We start from the raw sequence: 19,618 nt of genomic DNA, 5'->3' as shown, positions 1-19,618 counted from the left end.
TCCAGTTAGGACATTAATCTTGATGAAACAACCTCGTATTCTTTTTCTCAACCATTCTGCAGTATTAGGAGGGGGAGAACTGTGTTTATTGGATCTCGCTGAGGCTTATCAAGAATCTAGTGAGGTATTGCTTTTAAGTGACGGGGAATTAACCGAAAAATTATGTAAAATCGGCATCAAGGTTCAAGTCCTTCCGGCATCCGAGTCAGTTTTATCCATTCGGGCAACTTCTAATTGGAAGAGTTTGCAAGCTGTGTCGGCATTATGGGAGCTAGCAGGCAAAGTGAGCGCGATCGCGCGATCGTTCCAACTCATCCATGCTAATTCTCAAAAGGCATTTATCATTGCTGCCTTAGCAAGGCTCAGAGGTTCTCCTCCTGTTATTTGGCACTTACGTGATATTTTAACCGCTGACCACTTTAGTTGGATTAATTGTCGAGTGGCAGTCACTTTAGCCAATTATTTTGCCTGTCAAGTCATTGTCAACTCCCAAGCTACAGGGAAGGCTTTTGTCGAACTCGGTGGAAACTCAGCGTTAGTCAATGTGGTTTACGACGGAATTTCTCCTCATCGCTTTCAACAACCTCTAAACCTTGACAATTTAAGAAATGAACTTGGAATTGGCAATGCCCCTCTTGTGGGAATATTTAGTCGCTTATCTTATTGGAAAGGACAGCATATTTTATTAGAGGCTTTGCGAAAGCTAACTGGGGTTCATGTGTTGATGGTGGGGGACGCTTTATTTGGAGAAACAGAGTATGTGGCAAAACTCAAAGCACTCAGTGATTTACCTGAACTAGCTGGGCGAGTGCATTGGCTGGGATTTCGCCATGATATTCCCAGTTTAATGCAAGCGTGTGATGTAATTGTCAATCCTTCTACTGCGCCAGAACCCTTTGGCAGAACCATTATCGAAGCTCAATTCGCTGGAACACCAATTATTGCAGCGGCGAATGGGGGGGCAATAGAACTGATTGAGGATGGTTACAATGGCTATTTATTTCCTCCTGGGAATGTTGAAGCCCTAACCCGAATTATTCAAACCCTACTGCGCGATCGCGCTTTATCTTCCCAGATTGCTAAACAAGGAGCGATACAAGCACAACAAAAGTTTTCTTTAACGCAATCTCTGAACAATTTCAATGCTGTTTTAGAGAAAGTTTTAACTTAATTATCAATCGGAAATAACTATGCTAAAAATCGCGTTAGTCCATGATTACCTCACACAACGGGGGGGCGCAGAACGCGTCTTTGAACTGTTGTGTCGATACTTTCCCCAAGCGGATATTTTTACCTCTGTTTATGACCCAAAGCAGACAATTTCTTTAAATGAGCGAAAGATTTACACAACGTTTTTACAAACTGTCCCCTTTTCTAAGCGATATTTTCGTTTATTTGCTCCTTTATATTTTCCTGCTTTTAGAAGCCTTGATTTAAGGCAATATGACTTAATTATTAGTAGCACTTCGAGTTTCGCCAAGGCAGTAAAAAAAAGAGAAGATGCAATTCATGTTTGCTTTTGTCACAATGTAACTCGCTTTATTTGGAATACACAATTTTATTTGCAAGAGTATCACAATTACCGTTCTTTTGCTCCCCTTTTAAATTCAATTTTTAACACTCTTAAACAACAAGACTTTCGCTATGCACAAGAACCGAATATTTATATTGCCAATTCAACGACTGTGGCTAAACGTATTCAAAATATTTACAAGCGCGATGCATTGGTTGTTAATTATCCAGTTGATACCAATAACTTTATATTTTCTGATCAAAAAGAACCATACTATTTAGTCTCTTCTCGATTAATTAGTTATAAACGCATTGACATTATCGTTGAGACTTTTAATTGGTTAGGATGGCCATTGCTCATAATTGGCGATGGACCTGAGCGAGCTTATTTAGAGAAAAAAGCCTTAGACAATATTAAATTTTTAGGGTTTGTCAATGATGAATTACGAAAATTTTTCATGTCAAAGGCACAAGGAGTCATTGTGGCAGCGCTAGAAGATTATGGCTTAGTTCCCATTGAAGCAAACTTAAGTGGAACTCCTGTTATTGCTTATGGTGCTGGTGGCATTTTAGATACACAAATTCATGAATATACAGGTCTTCTATTTAAGCAACAAACCCCTGATGCTTTATATAAAGCACTTTGCCAAGCTGCATCCCATTCTTGGGATTATCAAAACATTAGAGAACATGCTCTAAGCAACTTTTCAGAAAAAGTATTTTTTGAAAAAATTATGAAAATTTTAGAGGCTCAAATGAATCTTAATGAAAAATTAAAATTGAATTTAAATCAAATAAAACTTGTTTAATATTAACAATAAACACTTAATCTAACTAGCTATCACTTAATTGAAAACTATGATGACTTCAAAAACAGACACAAATAACTACTATTCAGAACGTGATGATTTTGGTTACGGTCAAGTCTTTGGAATGTTTTGGCGGAGACGTTACTGGTTTGTTGTTACATTTTTAATTATATTTTCTGCATCTGGATGGTTAGCATTGCAAAGAAAACCAACTTATCAAAGCAGTATCAAAATTTTAGTAGAACCCAACTATCAAATTGATCCCAATCAAAGAGAATTTTCTAATTTAACCGAAAATACTCTTGAAGTTGATTACTATACACAACTTAATTTGATGCGAAGTTCGGGATTATTACAAGAAGCAGTTGAACGTTTACAAGATGATTATCCTGATTTAACTATCTCTAGTATTCGCAATAGTTTAGCACTAGAACGAGTGGAAGAAGATAATGAGGTTACTAAGTTATTTCAAGCCGAATATATCGATGATGATCCCATAAAAACCCAAGACGTTTTGGCAGTAATGTTAGAAGTGTATCAAGAGTATAACTTAGAACAACAAGAGCAACGGTTAACGCAAGGGCTTAGTTTTACGAATGAGCAGATTACGATCACGCGAGAAAACTTAAGGGAAATGGAGGATAACTTAAAAGCATTTCGTCAACAAAATAACTTAATTGCTCCTGAACAAACAGCACAGGCTTTATCCGCTCGACTCGATGCAATTGAAGAAAATCAAGAACAAGTCAGAGCAACTTATCAAGGAACATTAGCTCGCTATAATATTCTCCAAGGACAGGTAGGACGTTCTACAACTGAGGCGATTAATGCAGCCCGTTTAAGTGAATCAACCCTTTATCAACGATTACTCGATCAAATTCAAGCCAATCGAGAAGACTTAATTGAAGAGCGTACTCGCTTTACTGATAATAATCCTACCGTGCAAGTCTTATTAGAAAAAGAAGAAGAACTCTCCAAACAGTTAGAAGCAGAAAAAGCAAGATTACTCACTTCTAACACAGGGATTAATCCTGCCGAACAACTTGGGGGAACTGAGTTAGGCTTAATTGGCGATCTAGTCTTACTAGAAGGAGAACTAGCTAACTTATCAGCTCAACAAGAACAGCTAAGCCAAGCAGAAGATCAGTTACGCTCGCAGTTAGCTCAATTTCCTACTCTATTGGAGGAGCATGACAGACTACAACAAGAAATAGAAGTGCAACGTGCCACGTTACAACAACTTTTAACGGCTCGACAAGAGCTAGGGATTGAACTTAACCGCGGTGGTTTTAATTGGGAGGTAGTAGAAGCGCCATTAACAGGAAGCCCCGTGGGACCAACGCAACAAGAAAGTTTATTATTAGCAGGGGTTGCTGCCTTATTTCTAAGTGGGATTGTAGTCGCTCTACGAGAACTCTTAGATAATGCCATTTATTCTTCAGAACAATTACAACAGAATGCTTTATTTCCTTTACTCGGCGTAGTTCCAAAGTGGAAGCCTTCTTCAAGGCATGAATTTTCTCTGAATTTATCTCTCCATTCCCCTAACAAATTTAATCCAGCCATTTTCCAATGGCAACCTTTTCGGGAGGCGTTAGATGTCATTAATCAAAACATTTATTTACTCAGTGGTTCCCCTCGACCAAAATCAATTACAGTCACTTCTGCTTTGATGAAAGAGGGAAAATCTACCTTAACCATTGGTTTAGCCCTAAGCGCATCACGCCTACATCAACGAGTTTTAGTCATTGATAGTAATTTCAGAGAACCATTACTCCATGAAATTCTAGAACTCTCCAATGAACAGGGCTTAAATGACTTTCTCAAGGGAGAAGTAGAGTTACCTCTTATTCAGAGAGTTACTGTTGTGGATTCTCATATTGATGTGTTGACGGCAGGATCTGGTATTGATGATCCGGTGAAGTTCTTGAGTTCTCCAAGAATGAAACAGTTGATTAAACGATATGAACAAGTTTATGACTTAATTTTAGTGGATGTTCCTGCAGTATTAGGAATTGCAGATGCGATTCCAGTAGCCGCGAGTACAGAAGCCACGATCTTAGTAAGTCGTATTGCCAAAATTAATCAAATGGAATTACAAAGAGCAATTACTCTTCTTGGAAATTTCAACTTAATTGGGGTGATTGCCAATGGTGGGGAAGATCAGAATTCTCGGGCTTATTCAACTCCTATGTTGACCAGTGCTGATTTATCCACCTCTTTTTCCGAATCTAGTTAATTGCAATTTGCCACCGAGGACTAATGATTAACGAGGTGTCTTCATTTTCAATGTATTTCTAATGTGAGGATTTTTATTCATGACATTTTCTTCATCAATCTTACTCAAAACGTCAATGGTTGTCACCGTACCGACAAATCCTTCTGAGGCAACTTTCGATCAAAAGAATGGGGAATTAGCTTGGGGTTGTTGTTATTTACGATGGCGAGGGAAACAGCTTTGGGTCAAATCAGCAAGAGAAGAGAATTTAATGTTACCAGCATTGAGTAATGAGACTTGGTTGCGTAACTGTTTGCAATGTTCTGCAGTTAAGAAAATTTATTTAGATGCTAACTTAGGAAAAAGGGCAATTTTAATCTGGGCGGCGATCGCGCGATCAACTAAGAAGGAAGTCTGGATACGCATTCCTTCTACTAAGCAAAAAAATCAACCTCATTTCGGAGTCAATCGGGCTTTTAATTGGTTATTGGCTGTGAATTTATTTTTCTTAATGGCTCCTTGTTTATTACTACTCATAATCTTGTTGAAAGTATTTACTGGTAATTTTGGGTTAACCCAACAATGGTGTGTCAATGAGAGAGGGCTGTTATTTCAAAAAGCAACTCTTTCTACTGGCAGAAAAGGATTAGATTTCTGGTTAGAAAAAACTGGTTTAGCTAATTTGCCACAATTTTGGAATGTCATTAAAGGAGACATGAAATTAATGGGAAGTTGTCCCAATTCTTTAGAGGAGGCGTTAACTTGATATTAAAAGCAAAGATCATTACTTCTCGCTTGGGTAATTTCTCTCGTCGTTGGATTCTGGCTACTCACTTTTGGCAAGAAAACTTTTTAATCCTGCGAGAATTTAAGTATTTTCCCAAAATTGCTTTCGGCGCGATCGCGCTGACATTATTGAGTGCTTTTTTTGAGGGAGCCACTGTGGGGTTAATTGCCTCTTTTTTACAGGGATTAACTAGCCCTAATGAGCCCCCAATTGAAACAGGTATTCGCTGGCTTGATGTCTGGGTTCTAGCCACTACTGCTTCTGCCCAAGTGAGAATTTACCGTTTAGGGGCTTTAATTTTACTGGCAGTTTGGTTACGCTCCCTTCTCAACTATTTTGGACAATTTTATTCCCAGCTTTCTCAACTCTATTTAGCTGATAGTATTCGCAAACGTCTATTTAATCAGCTACAAGACCTTAGCTTAAGCTACTATGCCAAAACGCGATCTGGAGAATTAATTAATAGTATTACCAGTGAAGTAGATCAACTTCAGCATGCTTTTGGTGTGATTTCACATTTAATGACTCGGGGGTCAACCTTAATTGCCTATATTATTTCTATGTTTTGGCTTTCTTGGCAATTAACCATTATTGCCCTGATGCTATTTGCCTTACTCTCAGTGGGACTTTCTAACTTAATTGCTAGAGTTCGAGAAGCAAGTTTTGCTTTACCTAAAGCTAAGGGTAACTTAACTTCAGTGATCATAGAATTTATTAATGGGATTCGTACCATTAGGGCTTCTGCTAATCAAGGGTTTGAAGAGCGACGCTTTTACCAAGCGAGCCAAGAAGTTATTAAGGTACATTATCCCCTGTTTTTGGTATCTAATTCGATTAAACCCCTAGCTGAGGCGATCTCAAGCTCCATTTTAGTAGGCATGGTAGTGGTTGCCTTTAACATACTTATTGTTGATGGTGACTTACGAGCTGCTTCTTTGTTAACCTTTATGTTTGTGCTTTTTCGGATGATGCCGTTAGTCTCAGAGGTTAACAACTCACGGGGAGCTTTAAGCCAATTTCAAGGATCTATTGACAACATTAAACAGCTACTAAAAAGTACCAATAAAAGTGATCAAAAAAATGGCTACCTTCAATTTAAAGGGCTTCAACAAGGTATTGAATTTATTGGTGTCGAGTTTGGTTATACCAAAACAGAACCCGTTTTACGTAATATTAATCTCTTGATTCCAAAAGGGAAAACGACTGCTTTAGTTGGCGCATCTGGTGCGGGAAAAACAACCCTTGCTGATTTAATTCCGCGTTTTTACGATCCTCTACAAGGTCAGATTTTGATTGATGGCGTGGATTTACAAGACTTTGAGATCAATTCTCTTCGCCGTCAGATGTCGGTGGTTAGTCAGGATACTTTTCTTTTTAATAAGACCATCCGATATAACATTGCTTATGGCGTGAATGAGATTGACGATGGTGCCATTTGGGAAGTAGCAAGATTGGCAAATGCTACCCAGTTTATTCAAGAACTTCCTCAACAACTAGATACCTTATTAGGCGATCGCGGCATACGACTTTCTGGGGGACAACGACAACGGATTGCCATTGCTCGGGCTTTGCTTCGAGACCCTGAAATTCTAATTTTAGATGAAGCCACCAGCGCTTTAGATTCGATTACTGAAAAACTCATTCAAGAGTCTTTAGAAAAACTTTCCACTGGTCGCACGGTAATTACAATTGCTCATCGGCTTTCTACAATTAAGCACGCGGATCAAGTTGTGGTGCTTGAACAAGGGCAAATTGTGGAACAGGGAAATTATGAAGAGTTGCTACAAAGGCAAGGCAAGCTTTGGTCTTATCATCAAGTACAGTCCTTTGGTTAAGCAAGGACTCTTTCAAAAACTGTGGAATTATCTTAGGGTATAGTTCAGGAAAGCCAATGAAAATAGCAGTAATCAGTAAAGCAAATCGCAATGGAGGCGGGGCAAGCCAAGTTGCTGAAGATTTGGCAATCTGGCTCAATAAAGCTGGCTATCCAACAGACCACTTTATTGCCGTTTTTGATCAGCAATCTCACTCTTTTCAAAAAAGCCTGTATGGAAAAGGCCTTAGACGCAAACTATGTCAATTAAGTCATAGGACTACCAAGAAGTTTGGACTTTGGGAAATCTTACCGGCTGAATACTGGTTAACCCTTAACCATATTATTGATCAGTACGATATCATTCATTTTCATGATTTATATAAACACATTTCTCCTCTTACTTTAGCCCTAACTTCTCAACGCAAGCCTACTTTTTTTACAGTACACGACTGTTCAGCTTTTACAGGAGGTTGCTTATATCCCCAAGGTTGTGAAAAATTTGCTAGCCAGTGTTATCAATGTCCTCAGTTACCCCAAAAGACGTGGAAAAATCGGTTGCGCGATCACTCCAAAGAAATCCATAAAATCAAGCGATGGCTAGCTCGACAAGCTAAAATCCAATATATATTTCCCAGTGCTTGGATAGCTCAACAGGCTAGTCTATCTTTATCGTTTAAAATTCCACCTGTCATTATCCCTAATAGTATTGATTTAGATCCCTTTTTACATACCACCAAACGAGAAGCCCAAATTGCTCTAGATATTCCTGAACATCGAAAGGTGGTCGTAATTTCAGCACATTACTTAGCAGATCCTCGTAAAGGAGCCAAATATGCTATAGCCGCGTTACAAAGCTGTCGACACTTTTCTCCCCTAGTGTTAATAGTTGGTCATTGTGATGATGAGCTAAGAGCCTCCTTAAAAGGGCTAGAAATTAAAGAAATAGGCTATATTGAAAACTCCAAGGAAATTGCCCAAACTTATCTCGCTGCAGATATTATGCTCTTTTGCTCTCTAGAAGAGGTTTTTGGTCTCACAGTTCTAGAAGCAATGGCTGCCTCTTGTGTGATTGTTGGTTTTTCCACTGGTGGTGTACCAGAAATTATTAAAACTGGGCGTAATGGTATTTTGGTAGAAACAGCTAATCAAGAATCTTTAAATCAAGCGCTTCATCAGGCTCTTACTTGTTCTAATTTAGAAAGCATGGCCGAACAAGCGCGAAAAGATGTTGAAAATAAATTTGCACCTAATATTTTCCTAAGAAGGCATTTAGAAATTTATAGAATGGCTCTTAATAATTACTAAAAAATGGCAAATATCTCCAATCATATATAGCAATCAGAATTCAGTTATAAGAAGCTGTTTTTTTCAGCTACTAATTCATTAATACTTGAAACTTAGCTGAATCGATTGATTTGCTAGCCCAAAATTATCAAAAAGCAAAACAAATTAGTGAAAATGGATATTCTTCTCTTATGGAAAATTTTAGTTTTAATAAATCTTATTTAAAAGTACCTAAATTTTATCAACAAGTTTTAACTGATATTTATCCATAATTAATTATTTCTTTCCTGCAATTAAAACCCAACTGCATTGATGAAAATATTACTGACGATTCATCACCATCTAGATCCCAATACTGGTGCTCCTGGTGCTACCCTCCAGCTTGGTCAAGAATATCAAAAACTTGGACATCAAGTATTTTACTATTCTTTTGATCACTTACCTCATTATTTATCAGGAAAAATTAAATCAGTTATTTTTCCTTATTTTTTAGCTCACTATTTATCCAAATTATCAACTCCCATTGATATTATTGATGCTTCAACTGGCGATGCTTGGTTCTGGGGAAAAGTAAGTTCCTATCAACACAATAATCATCCCCTTTTAGTTACCCGAAGTCATGGTTTGGAACATACTGTTCATCATGCTTTCCTCAAAGAAGTGCAGACAGGAAGGCAACATTCAAGTTGGAAATATAGGTTCTATCATGGAGGATTTCGACTTTGGGAAGTAGCCAATTCCTTACGAGGAGCAGATTTAGTTTTTCTATTAAATCACGACGATTTAGAATATGCTGTGACAAATTTAAGTATTAAACGAGAAAAAACTCATATTGTGACAAATGGAATCTCAGAATCTTTTTTAGGCTTAAAGTTTGAGACAAGCCCGCTATCTTCTCCGTCAAAAATTAGTATTGTTCAAGTAGGAAGTTATATCCCTCGCAAAGGAATTAATTATGGTGTTCCCGCTTTAAATACAATTTTGAAACGCTATCCTCAAGTTCAGGTAAGTTTTCTTGGCACAGGCTGTTCTCCAGCACAGGTTCATCAAGATTTTGATGAGGCAGTGCGCGATCGGGTTCAGGTTATTCCTCACTATTCTAATGATACGTTACCCACTCTGCTACAAGGACATCAAATTAAATTGTTACCGTCTCTTTCTGAAGGATTAGGTTTAGTATTACTTGAGGCAATGGCTTGTGGTTTAACTCCCATTGCAACTAATGTTTCTGGACCGAAAGAAATTATTAGAGATGGAGAAAATGGTTTATTAGTTCCTCCCTATGATAGTCACGCAATTATCAACGCGATCAAGCAACTAATTACAGATTCTTCTTACTTAAAACAACTACGGGATAATGCTTATGCTACAGCACAAAACTATAGTTGGTCTCGTATTGCTCATCATAGTATTACCTTATACAAGCAAGGCTTGGCTAAAAAACAAAAAATATATAACTCAAATAATTATAACACCTGAAGTTAATTATTATCAATAAATAAACATTATTTAAGTTGGTGAAAAATATGTCTAAAGTATGGGATTGTTTCCTTTTTAACTGTGAACTAGAGTTGTTATCTTTTCGGCTCAATGAGTTGAGTCAATGCGTTGACTTTTTCGTTTTAGTAGAAGCAACAACAACTTTTCGTGGAGAACCAAAGCCTTTATACTATGCCCAGAATAAATCGAGTTATCAAGAATTTCAAAACCAGATCATTCATGTGGTTGTCGATGATATGCCCACTGAAACAGATTCTCCTTGGGCTAGAGAAAAATATCAACATGCTGCCATTCTCAAAGGCTTAGTTGATATTAAACCTGATGACTTAGTTATTGTAGGAGATTTAGATGAAATTCCTAAATGTGGTGTCATTAAAGAGCTTTCATCAAACCTTTCTCAGCCCACAAGGCTCCTGTTAAACCATTCAATTTATTTTGCAAATTGGCAACTGCCAAGGCAATGGGATGATGGACCAATGGCTTGCCGAGGTAATCAACTACAAGATAAACATATGGCTTTCATTTTAGGGCAACCAGAAGCAACATGGAATGAACGAACTGACCTTGTATTTCCCAACGCTGGCTGGCATCTTTCCTATTTAGGGGGAGTCAACAGCATTAAAAAGAAATTTAGTGAAATTTGTCATACAGAGTTGGATAATTCCAAAAATCGAAATACCAAATATTTAGAAAATTGCATTTTATTTGGGGTAGATTATACAGGAAAATACCTTTTGAATATCTTAAAAGAAAGTGAACTTGATCCAATGCTTGAACGTTTAAAGATTCAATTTCCTGAGGCTTTTTCATTTCCAAAAAATCATTATTTTTTCCTGTCAGTTGTGTATCGAAGCTACGTCCATCTTCGCTATTTAAGTCTTTTACCCAATTTTTTGGTAAAAGTAATTGATGATTACCCTATATTATTTTGTATTTTCTTATCTTTTCCAATTGTCATTTGTGACTTTAGTTATCGCACTTTATTAAAATACCGATTGCGTTTTAGACTTAAACAATTGCTTAATTTGTTAATAGTAATTAACAAAGATAAATCATATAAATCTTAGGTGTTAAAAGGGGATTCCATACATAGTAAGTAAACCGTAACGAAATAGAGCGAGAGAATTTTCTTTTCTATATAATGAAAACTTCGAGATCTCTACCTAAAAAAAATATTTTTGGTGCTAGAACAAAGATTTCTAACTGGTTAATTAGTAAAGAAGAAGTCGCTAAAGCTTTATTATATGCTGCGTATTCTCAACCCTATCTAAGTAGTGATCAAGTAATTTCTTCAATTGATAAGAAATTAGAGGCTTTAGTTGACTAAATCAAAATAGATATCGAAGAACATACTTTTTTTAGTACTCAAACTATGTCTTCTTTAGTCAATTCTTTCTACCTGCATTAGTAATTCGGCGATATGATATTGATATGCTAATCATGAAGAAGCTGGACAAAAGTCTAGGTTTTACGTTTATACAAATTAATTTTTTTTGCCATGAAACTCGCTTACCAAAATTTTCCTAATTTCGGAGATCAACTAAACCCTCTAATCTGGAGCCAATTGCTTGGCGATCACTTAGAAATTATTACAACTGAAGAAACAAGACCTGAGAAGATAATTTCAGATATTAGCCTTCTTTCTATTGGAAGTTATTTATCTAATAGTCTCCTACAAGGTTTTACTTCTTCAAATAAAGCTGTAATTGCAGGTACAGGATGTGGATACGGGATGATGAAAAATCAATTCGGTTTTGGGTTAAATTTTCCGTATGCCAAATCTAAAGTATCCTTTAAGTTACCAATTGCCTCACCACAAGAACAATATACTGACTCAAAAAGGTTTTATTGGGTACGAGGACCCTTATCAGCTCATGTGTTAGGTCTTCCTAATAAAGTAGCTGTAGCAGATGGAGCTTATTTATTAAGAAAGATAATACCCACAAGTCAGTCTGTGGAGAAAAAGGGAGTAGCATTCATGCCTCATATATCATCAGCACAGCTTTCCCCTTGGCAGAACATCTGTAATAGTATTGGCTTTACCTATATTGATCCACGAGAATCTCCTATAGAGATAATTAACAAAATTAATCTAGCAGAAGTGTTAGTAACTGATGCACTTCATGGTGCGATTGTCAGTGATGCTTTACGTACTCCTTGGATTCCAGTTAAAACATTAGAATGCATTCTTGATTTTAAATGGGTAGATCACTGTAGCTCAATTGGATTCAATTATCAACCGATTGATTTACCATCATTGTGGCCAGCTTCAGCAATTATGAAAACTCAGAGATCTCTACCTAAAAAAATTATTTTTGGTGCTAGAACAAAGATTTCTAACTGGTTAATTAGTAAAGAAAAAGTCGCTAAAGCTTTATTATATGCTGCGTATTCTCAACCCTATCTAAGTAGTGATAAAGTAATTTCTTCAATTGATGAGAGATTAGAGACCTTGGTTAACCAAATTAAGTTTGATATAGCAAATCATTCTTTCTTTGAGGTTGAAAGTTCTTCGCCCTTAGTCAATAAAGCTCAAAAATAGTAGAGGATTTTCTTAGCATGAAAGTTTCTGTTCTAGTCTCTAACTACAACTATGCTCAATACCTTGAATCGACAATTAATTCTGTTCTTAATCAAACTTATCGCAATTATGAAATTATCATTGTTGATGATGGTTCTACTGATAATAGCTATCAAGTAATTGAACAACTACACCAGAAAGCCCCTGATAAAATCACCTCAATTTTTCAAGAAAATCAGGGACAAGGGGCTGCTTTTAATACCGCTTTTGAAGCATCAAGTGGCGAAATTATCGCTTTTTTGGATGCCGATGATATTTGGCTACCCAATAAATTAAAAAAGATTGTCGATATTTTTAGGAGTCAATCCGACATTATTGGTATAATGCACCCTCTCAATGTCATTGATAGTGATGACAAGATTATTAATCACGGTAAATATGGATGGATTCCAGATGATAACTTAGCCAAAATTATTCTTAAAACAGGGAATGCTTGGCACTATCCTCCTACTTCTGGGTTAGCTTATCGTCGTAGTGCCCTTAATAAAGTTTTTCCAATTGATCCTGTTAAGTGGCGTTTGTGTGCTGACGGCTGTCTGGTTTTTTGTACTGCCTTTTTAGGGGAAGTGGTGGGATTAAATGATCCATTAGCAAATTATCGGATTCATGATTCTAATAATCATGCTAGTAGTAATTTGACAGTTGAAAAACAGCAGCGATCACAATCTGGAATTGAAATGACAAATCAATATCTAAATAATTTTCTCAAATATATTCAATATCCTGAAAAAGTGAGCTTATTACGGAATTTACCTTATCGGCGAACTCAATACTATCTACAAAAAAAATGGGATTTCGCAGAAGGAATAGAAGTTTCAAAACTAATTTTAGATTGGCACTTTTATAGCAAAGCAAAAAAAAAAAATATCTCATTCGATTTTGGCTCAAAAATCTTAGTTTTTTAGTTATTCCGAATTTTTGGAAACAAAGTCAATTTAATTTAATTAAGTTAACAGCAACTATCTTTAAAAAGAGATGAAACTATCTGCTTGCATTACAACTAGAAATCGGACAAAGGAGCTAGACCTTTGTTTAAATGCCCTTTGGAATTCTACGGTTAAGCCTGCTCATGTTATTGTTTCTGATGACTCACCTAATCAGGAAGTTCAACAGCAAAATCGTTGCATTACTGAAAAATATCCTGGAACTATTTATCTTACTGGTCCCCAAAGGGGTGTCTGTCCTAATCGTAATAATGCTGTGAATGCTATACCTAATACTGACTTAGTATGCTTTATTGACGATGATGTTTGTGTACAACCTAATTTTATAGCTTCTGCTTTAGAGCAATATCAGCAAATGCCTTCAGAAGATAAAAATCGAGTTATTATTTCAGGAATTAGTCAATATCCAGATGGGTATGAACTAAAACCTGGGAAACTAACTTTTCGTGGCTATTTTACGTCTAGCGAAATCCCTGAAACCGTTGTAATCCATGCAACAGTCTTTCCCAGAATCTTTTTTTATCAAGAACAGTGGGATGAAAATATTTTCTTTGGCTATGAAGATGCTGAACTTTGTCTTCGGGCCTTAAAGAAAGGCTATAAAATTATTCATGATCAAAATCTTAAAGTTTTTAATAGAAAAAATAATGGAATGCTCGATTATAAAGTAAATATTAATTATTTAACTCAATGCCAGATTTATTCAGAAGCTGCTCGGCTTTACGTAGGTATTAAACGTTATAAATATATAACCCCTAACTACTTAAAATTGTTTTTTTTCTTGTTTTTATATATTAATCATATGACAATTTATCTTTTGCGAAAAAGCTCATTTCTCTCTTGGATTCCAATTATAAAAAAATCTAATATTCATAAATTAATATAAAAAATATTATTATGTAAATAAAACTTCAAATCTCTCTATTTTAGTTGATGAAAAAATATAGTTCTAACCATATCTGCATTGTTACTCATAAAGTAATTAAAGGAGATGGCCAAGGAAGAGTAAATTATGAAATTGTCCAAGAAGCAATTGCCCGTGGTTATCAGGTCACTATTTTAGCTAGTGTTGTTGATTCTTTTCTAAGTCAGCACAGTGAAGTTAATTGGGTCAAAATTTCTGTTAGCAATTTCCCAACTGAATTGCTTCGCAATTTCATTTTTTCTTGGCAAAGTACCCGTTGGTTGCGTCAACATCATCAAAAATTTGATCTAATTAAGGTGAATGGGGCAATTACTCAGTTTCCTGGCGATGTGAATGCTGTTCACTTTGTCCATAGTGCTTGGGCGCGATCTCCCTATCACACTGCTAAACAGCATCGTAACTTTTACGGTTTATACCAATGGTTATATACAAAATTAAATGCTTTTTGGGAAAAACAAGCCTTTCACCGAGCCAAGTCAGTGATTGCTGTATCACACAAAGTAAAAGAAGAATTGAGCGTGCTTCCCCCTGAAAAAATTAAAGTCATTCCCAACGGCGTTGATCTTGATGAATTTTCACCTGGAACAGAACCACGTCATGTTTGGCAACTTCCAGAAAAGGTTCCTTTGGCTTTATTTGTAGGTGATATTCGCACCTCTCGCAAAAATCTTGAAATGGTCCTACATGCCCTTATCCCTACTGAGGAATTACATCTGGCTGTGGTAGGCGACACCCAAGACAGTCCTTATCCTAAATTAGCAACAGAATTGGGATTAGAAAAACGAGTGCATTTTCTTGGATATCGCCAAGATATTGCTCAAATTATGCGCGCTACTAACTTTTTTGTCTTCCCTTCTCGCTATGAACCCTTTGGACTCGTTGTGTTAGAGGCTATGGCAAGTGGCTTACCGGTGATCACAATCAAATCTGTGGGGGCAGCTGATTTAGTTACCTCTGATTGCGGTTTAGTTTTATCAGACTCGGAAAACATTTCGGCTTTAACCGAAGCCCTCACTACCCTAAGTAACAATCTTAATCTTAGGACTCGAATGGGAAAAGCTGCTAGAACCATAGCCGAACAATATAGCTGGAAGACTATGGCACAGCATTATTTAGATTTATTTGAAAAGACAACCCAATAAATAGTTATTATGCTCAAGTTTAATAATATGAAAACATTAAATCAATTAGACAGTAAAATAACTCAGGAAAAGACATCTTTTGCAAAAAATATCCTAGGTCCGATATTTTATGAATTTTGTCATCTTCTTCATAAAGAAATACACAATAATTACAATCATGATACTGATATCATATTATATATGGCTCGCGATGGACTTAGATTAAGATATTTATATCAATTATACCGCCAATTAAATAACTTAAAATGCAGCCTTGTTGAAAAGGATTTTTATATTTCTAGATTAGCTTGTACTAAATCTTGCTTCTATAGTGATTTTGATTATGTTTTCGATTATGCTATCAAAACAAATCCAGAATATATCAAGACAATATATAGAGAAACTAAATTGGTAAAAAATTACTATTTAGAACACTATATTAAACTTAAAAAATACTTGGATAATCTTGTAGAGAAAAAAGAAAAAATTATTTTAGTTGATACTGGATGGTCAGGAAATATTCAAATAATGTTAATGAGAAGTTTCTCACAATATCAATGGATAGGATTATACTTTGGAAAAATCTCTAGACATAAACCAGATATTCCTGATTTAAATATTTTAGGTATTAGCACAGATGACCTAAAACATAATAAATATCCACGTTCATGTATTTCTTCTTATTTTCTGTTAATAGAAGATATTTTAAACATCGATTTCCCTAGCGCTGAGGGATATCAAGATGATGATGGAATTATAATGCCTAATACTGGTATAGCTTCAGAATCCGTAATTGCTCCCACTTCCAAATCAAATGACCTATTTTTTTCAGGAATTGTAGAATACTTTAAAGAACAAAGCCAATGTAATTTAGATCAAATAGAGTGTCAAGCAGATAAAGCCTACAAAAAATTATTCCGTTTAATAAAATTTCCTAAAAGAAAAGAAGTTTCTATGATGGATTGTACTAGTAATGATTCGCCTCTAATCCTTCAGGCAGATGATCTTGAAGGCTCACTTCAAACAAAAATAAATAGAATTAGACAAGCTCATTGGAAGTCAGGACAAACAACATTAGAATTTCCTCTTCCTATTGCTCATTTTATTCACCTTTTGAAGATCTGGGAAGTCTTTTAAGTAAAAATTAATAGAATTTCAAAGGATAATAAAGCATAATTTACTTTTTTAATAGTTAAAATTAGTTTTAAAAAACAACCCAATAAATATTAATTATACTCAACTTAAAAATGAAAACATTATATGAATTAGACAGTAGAATAATGCAGGAAAGAATTTCATTTTCAAAAAATATACTAGGGCCGATTTTTTATGAATTTTGTCATCTTCTGCATGAAGAAGTAAACAATAATTACAATCATGATACTGATATCATATTATATATGGCTCGCGATGGACTTAGATTAAGGTATTTATATCAATTATACCGCCAATCAAATAACTTAAAATGCAAACTTGTTGAAAAGGATTTTTATATTTCTAGATTCTGTTGTGCTAAATCCTGCTTATATACTGATTTTGATTATGTTTTTGATTTTATTATGACAACAGAACATTCCAGTAGTTTTACTGAAATTTTTGAATCGATAATAAAAGCGCAAGATTTAAGTCAAAATTTTCGAGATGGCTGTAAGCAAGGGGAACTTTATATTGAAAAATTAAAAAATAGATATCAGGAAAGTTACTGGTTAAAAAGCTATTTTTTGGAACATAATATAAGGCTCAAAAAATATTTAGATGACCTTTTAGAAGGAAAACAAAAAATTATTTTAGTCGATAGTGGAGGGAGCGGAACCACTCAAGGTATGCTAATGAGAAGCTTCTCGCAATATGAATGGATAGGATTATATTTTTATGCAAAATCTAGACCAAAAAATAATTCTAATAATGCTCACTTAAAGCATATTCTAGGAGTTAGCTCAGATGAAATTAGACATAATAAATATCCACGTTCATGTATTTTTTCTCATTCTCTATTAATTGAGGCTGTTTTAAAGATCGATTTTCCTAGCACTGAAGAGTATCAATATAACGAGGGAAAAGTAATGCCTATTAATGGTATAGCTTCAGAATCTACAATTGCTCCTAACTTAAATGATAAGAATCCATATTTTTTAGGAATTATAGAATACTTTAAGGAACAAAAGCAATTTGATTCAAATAAAATACATAATAAAGCTAACGAAGCCTATAAGCATTTATTTCGTTTAATAAAATTTCCTAGAAAAAGTGAGTTGTCTATGATGGATTGTAGTACCAGTGACTCACCTGAGGTTCTTAAAAAGAGCAAAGAGTTAAAATCTTTCCAAGCTAAAAGGTCTTTAGTAAAAACATCACCTTGGAGATCAGGACAAACAACATTAGAATTTCCTCTTCCTATTGCTCGTTTAATTCAACTTTTGAAAATCTGGGAACACTTTTAAGTAATTGAATTATATTTTTTATAAATTATGCTCAAATTAAATATGAAAACATTAAATAAATTAGAAAGTAAAATAATCCAAGAAAGATTTTTATTTTCAAAAAACATACTAGGTCCAATTTTTTATGAATTCTGTCACCTTCTTCATAAAGAAATAACTAATAATTATAATGATAGTTATATTATATTGTATATGGCTCGTGGAGGCTTACGGTTAAGATACTTGTATCAATTATACCGCAAATTAAATAATCTTAAATGTAACCTAACTGAAAAGGATCTTTATATTTCTAGATTAGCTTGTACTAAATCTTGCTTATATACTGATTTTGATTATGTTTTTGATTATAGTATTTTAAGAAATCCAGAATATATTAAAAAAATATATAGAGAAAATAATTTAGAAAATAATTATTTTTTGAAACAGCATATGAACTTTAAAAAGTATTTAGGAAATCTTTTAGAGGGAAAAGAAAAAATTATTTTAGTCGATACTGGATGGTTCGGAAATACCCAAGGAATGTTAATGAGAAGTTTTTCACAATATGAATGGGTAGGATTATACTTTGCAATATCCTCTAGACATAAACCAGATATTCCTAACTTAAATATTTCAGGGATTAGCACAGATGAATTAAAACATAATAAATATCCACGTTCATGCATTTTTGCTTATCATCTATTAATAGAAAATATTTTAGAGATCGAGTTCCCTAGCACTGAGGGATATCAAGATAATGATGGAGTTATAATGCCTAATGCTGGTATCGCTTTAGAATCCGTAATTGCTCCCACTTCCAAATCAAATGATCTATTCTTTTCAGGAATTGTAGAATACTTTAAAGAACAAAGCCAATGTAATTTAGATCAAATAGAGCGTCAAGCTGATAAAGCCTATAAAAAATTATTCCGTTTAATAAAATTTCCTAAAAAAAATGAAGTTTCTATAATGGATTGTACTGAAAATGGTTCGTTTCTAAATTTTCAGGTAAATGCTCCTAAAAGCTCACTTAAAACAAAAATAAATAGAGTTAGACAAGCTCATTGGAATTCAGGGCAAACAACATTAGAATTTCCTCTTCCTATTGCTCGTTTAATTCAACTTTTGAAGATCTGGAAACCCTTTTAAGTAATTGATTAAAATGTAAAGGAATAAGAAAGCATGATTTACTCTTTTGATATTTTTGATACTTGTATTACTCGAACCTTTGCTCATCCAATTGATTTGTTCTATTTGTTAAGTCAAGATTCTGGTTTAGAACAATCCTCCAATCTAGTTAAAGCCAGAATTAATGCAGAACATCGCACGAGGTCAGAGTCTAAACGAGAAGATATTTCAATTCACCAAATCTATGAAAAGGATAATACATTAAAACAACTCTCTTCTGCTGAAAAAGAAATTTTACTAGAAGTCAAACACTTACGCCCGATCAAAGCAACACAAACTTTAATTAAACGTCTGCGCCAGCAAGGAGAAAAAATAATTTTTATTTCCGATATGTATTTGCCTTATAGTGTAATTAGAGACATTCTTTTAAAATTTGAAATAGCAGAATTAGCAGATTCTCTTTATATATCCAGTGATATTGGCTTAGTAAAAGGAACTGGTAGTTTATTTAAATATGTACTAAAAAAAAGAGGGGATAAAACCTAATCAGCTTCATCATTATGGTGACAATAT

Annotated in this window: 17 protein-coding genes; all 17 read left to right on the top strand. The window is 34.8% G+C overall.

Going from position 1 to position 19,618, the window contains the following annotated elements; genetic code table 11:
• The first annotated feature begins 22 nt into the window (after positions 1-22).
• The 17 genes from FRE64_RS03775 (at position 23) to FRE64_RS03700 (ending at position 19,591) form a co-directional block, all read left to right on the top strand.
• Positions 23-1,171, top strand: coding sequence for a glycosyltransferase family 4 protein (locus FRE64_RS03775; protein ID WP_146294739.1), 1,149 nt, complete (start codon positions 23-25; stop codon positions 1,169-1,171).
• 88 nt (positions 1,172-1,259) lie between these two features.
• Positions 1,260-2,321: a glycosyltransferase gene (locus tag FRE64_RS03770; protein WP_222597855.1), complete on the top strand. Its 1,062-nt coding sequence runs from the start codon at positions 1,260-1,262 to the stop codon at positions 2,319-2,321.
• Positions 2,322-2,370: 49 nt separating this feature from the next.
• Positions 2,371-4,560 (top strand): GumC family protein, encoded by a 2,190-nt coding sequence (locus FRE64_RS03765; protein WP_146294737.1) that lies wholly within the window; start codon positions 2,371-2,373, stop codon positions 4,558-4,560.
• 115 nt (positions 4,561-4,675) lie between these two features.
• A complete protein-coding gene (gene hepC / locus FRE64_RS03760) occupies positions 4,676-5,305 on the top strand; it encodes a heterocyst development glycosyltransferase HepC (RefSeq protein WP_186708961.1) in 630 nt (209 codons plus the stop codon).
• On the top strand, positions 5,302-7,161 hold the full coding sequence (gene hepA / locus FRE64_RS03755) for a heterocyst formation ABC transporter subunit HepA (protein WP_246140386.1): 1,860 nt from the start codon (positions 5,302-5,304) through the stop codon (positions 7,159-7,161). The genes hepC and hepA overlap by 4 nt, the downstream gene beginning before the upstream one ends.
• Before the next feature lie 56 nt (positions 7,162-7,217).
• Positions 7,218-8,447, top strand: a complete 1,230-nt coding sequence (locus FRE64_RS03750) for a glycosyltransferase (protein ID WP_146294735.1) — start codon at positions 7,218-7,220, stop codon at positions 8,445-8,447.
• A gap of 291 nt (positions 8,448-8,738) precedes the next feature.
• On the top strand, positions 8,739-9,905 hold the full coding sequence (locus FRE64_RS03745; protein WP_146294734.1) for a glycosyltransferase family 4 protein: 1,167 nt from the start codon (positions 8,739-8,741) through the stop codon (positions 9,903-9,905).
• Between the two features lie 38 nt (positions 9,906-9,943).
• The gene (locus FRE64_RS03740; protein WP_146294733.1) at positions 9,944-10,993 is read left to right on the top strand and encodes a glycosyltransferase family 17 protein; all 1,050 of its coding nucleotides are present in this window, start codon (positions 9,944-9,946) and stop codon (positions 10,991-10,993) included.
• A 74-nt stretch (positions 10,994-11,067) separates the two neighbouring features.
• Positions 11,068-11,253, top strand: coding sequence for a hypothetical protein (locus FRE64_RS17390; protein WP_186708958.1), 186 nt, complete (start codon positions 11,068-11,070; stop codon positions 11,251-11,253).
• Between the two features lie 171 nt (positions 11,254-11,424).
• Positions 11,425-12,468, top strand: a complete 1,044-nt coding sequence (locus FRE64_RS03735; RefSeq protein ID WP_146294732.1) for a polysaccharide pyruvyl transferase family protein — start codon at positions 11,425-11,427, stop codon at positions 12,466-12,468.
• A 17-nt stretch (positions 12,469-12,485) separates the two neighbouring features.
• A complete protein-coding gene (locus FRE64_RS03730) occupies positions 12,486-13,412 on the top strand; it encodes a glycosyltransferase family 2 protein (RefSeq protein ID WP_222597854.1) in 927 nt (308 codons plus the stop codon).
• Positions 13,413-13,482: 70 nt separating this feature from the next.
• A complete protein-coding gene (locus FRE64_RS03725; protein ID WP_146294731.1) occupies positions 13,483-14,337 on the top strand; it encodes a glycosyltransferase family 2 protein in 855 nt (284 codons plus the stop codon).
• Positions 14,338-14,384: 47 nt separating this feature from the next.
• Positions 14,385-15,518, top strand: coding sequence for a glycosyltransferase family 4 protein (locus tag FRE64_RS03720; RefSeq protein ID WP_146294730.1), 1,134 nt, complete (start codon positions 14,385-14,387; stop codon positions 15,516-15,518).
• Positions 15,519-15,545: 27 nt separating this feature from the next.
• A complete protein-coding gene (locus FRE64_RS03715) occupies positions 15,546-16,634 on the top strand; it encodes a hypothetical protein (protein ID WP_146294729.1) in 1,089 nt (362 codons plus the stop codon).
• 110 nt (positions 16,635-16,744) lie between these two features.
• A complete protein-coding gene (locus FRE64_RS03710; RefSeq protein ID WP_146294728.1) occupies positions 16,745-17,938 on the top strand; it encodes a hypothetical protein in 1,194 nt (397 codons plus the stop codon).
• Positions 17,939-17,980: 42 nt separating this feature from the next.
• Positions 17,981-19,066 (top strand): hypothetical protein, encoded by a 1,086-nt coding sequence (locus tag FRE64_RS03705; protein ID WP_146294727.1) that lies wholly within the window; start codon positions 17,981-17,983, stop codon positions 19,064-19,066.
• 33 nt (positions 19,067-19,099) lie between these two features.
• Positions 19,100-19,591 (top strand): hypothetical protein, encoded by a 492-nt coding sequence (locus FRE64_RS03700; RefSeq protein WP_146294726.1) that lies wholly within the window; start codon positions 19,100-19,102, stop codon positions 19,589-19,591.
• Positions 19,592-19,618 lie beyond the last annotated feature (27 nt).

The organism is Euhalothece natronophila Z-M001 (genome assembly GCF_007904085.1).
GTDB classification, from domain to species: domain Bacteria; phylum Cyanobacteriota; class Cyanobacteriia; order Cyanobacteriales; family Rubidibacteraceae; genus Halothece; species Halothece natronophila.
This window is presented reverse-complemented; position numbering and strand designations above follow the sequence as displayed.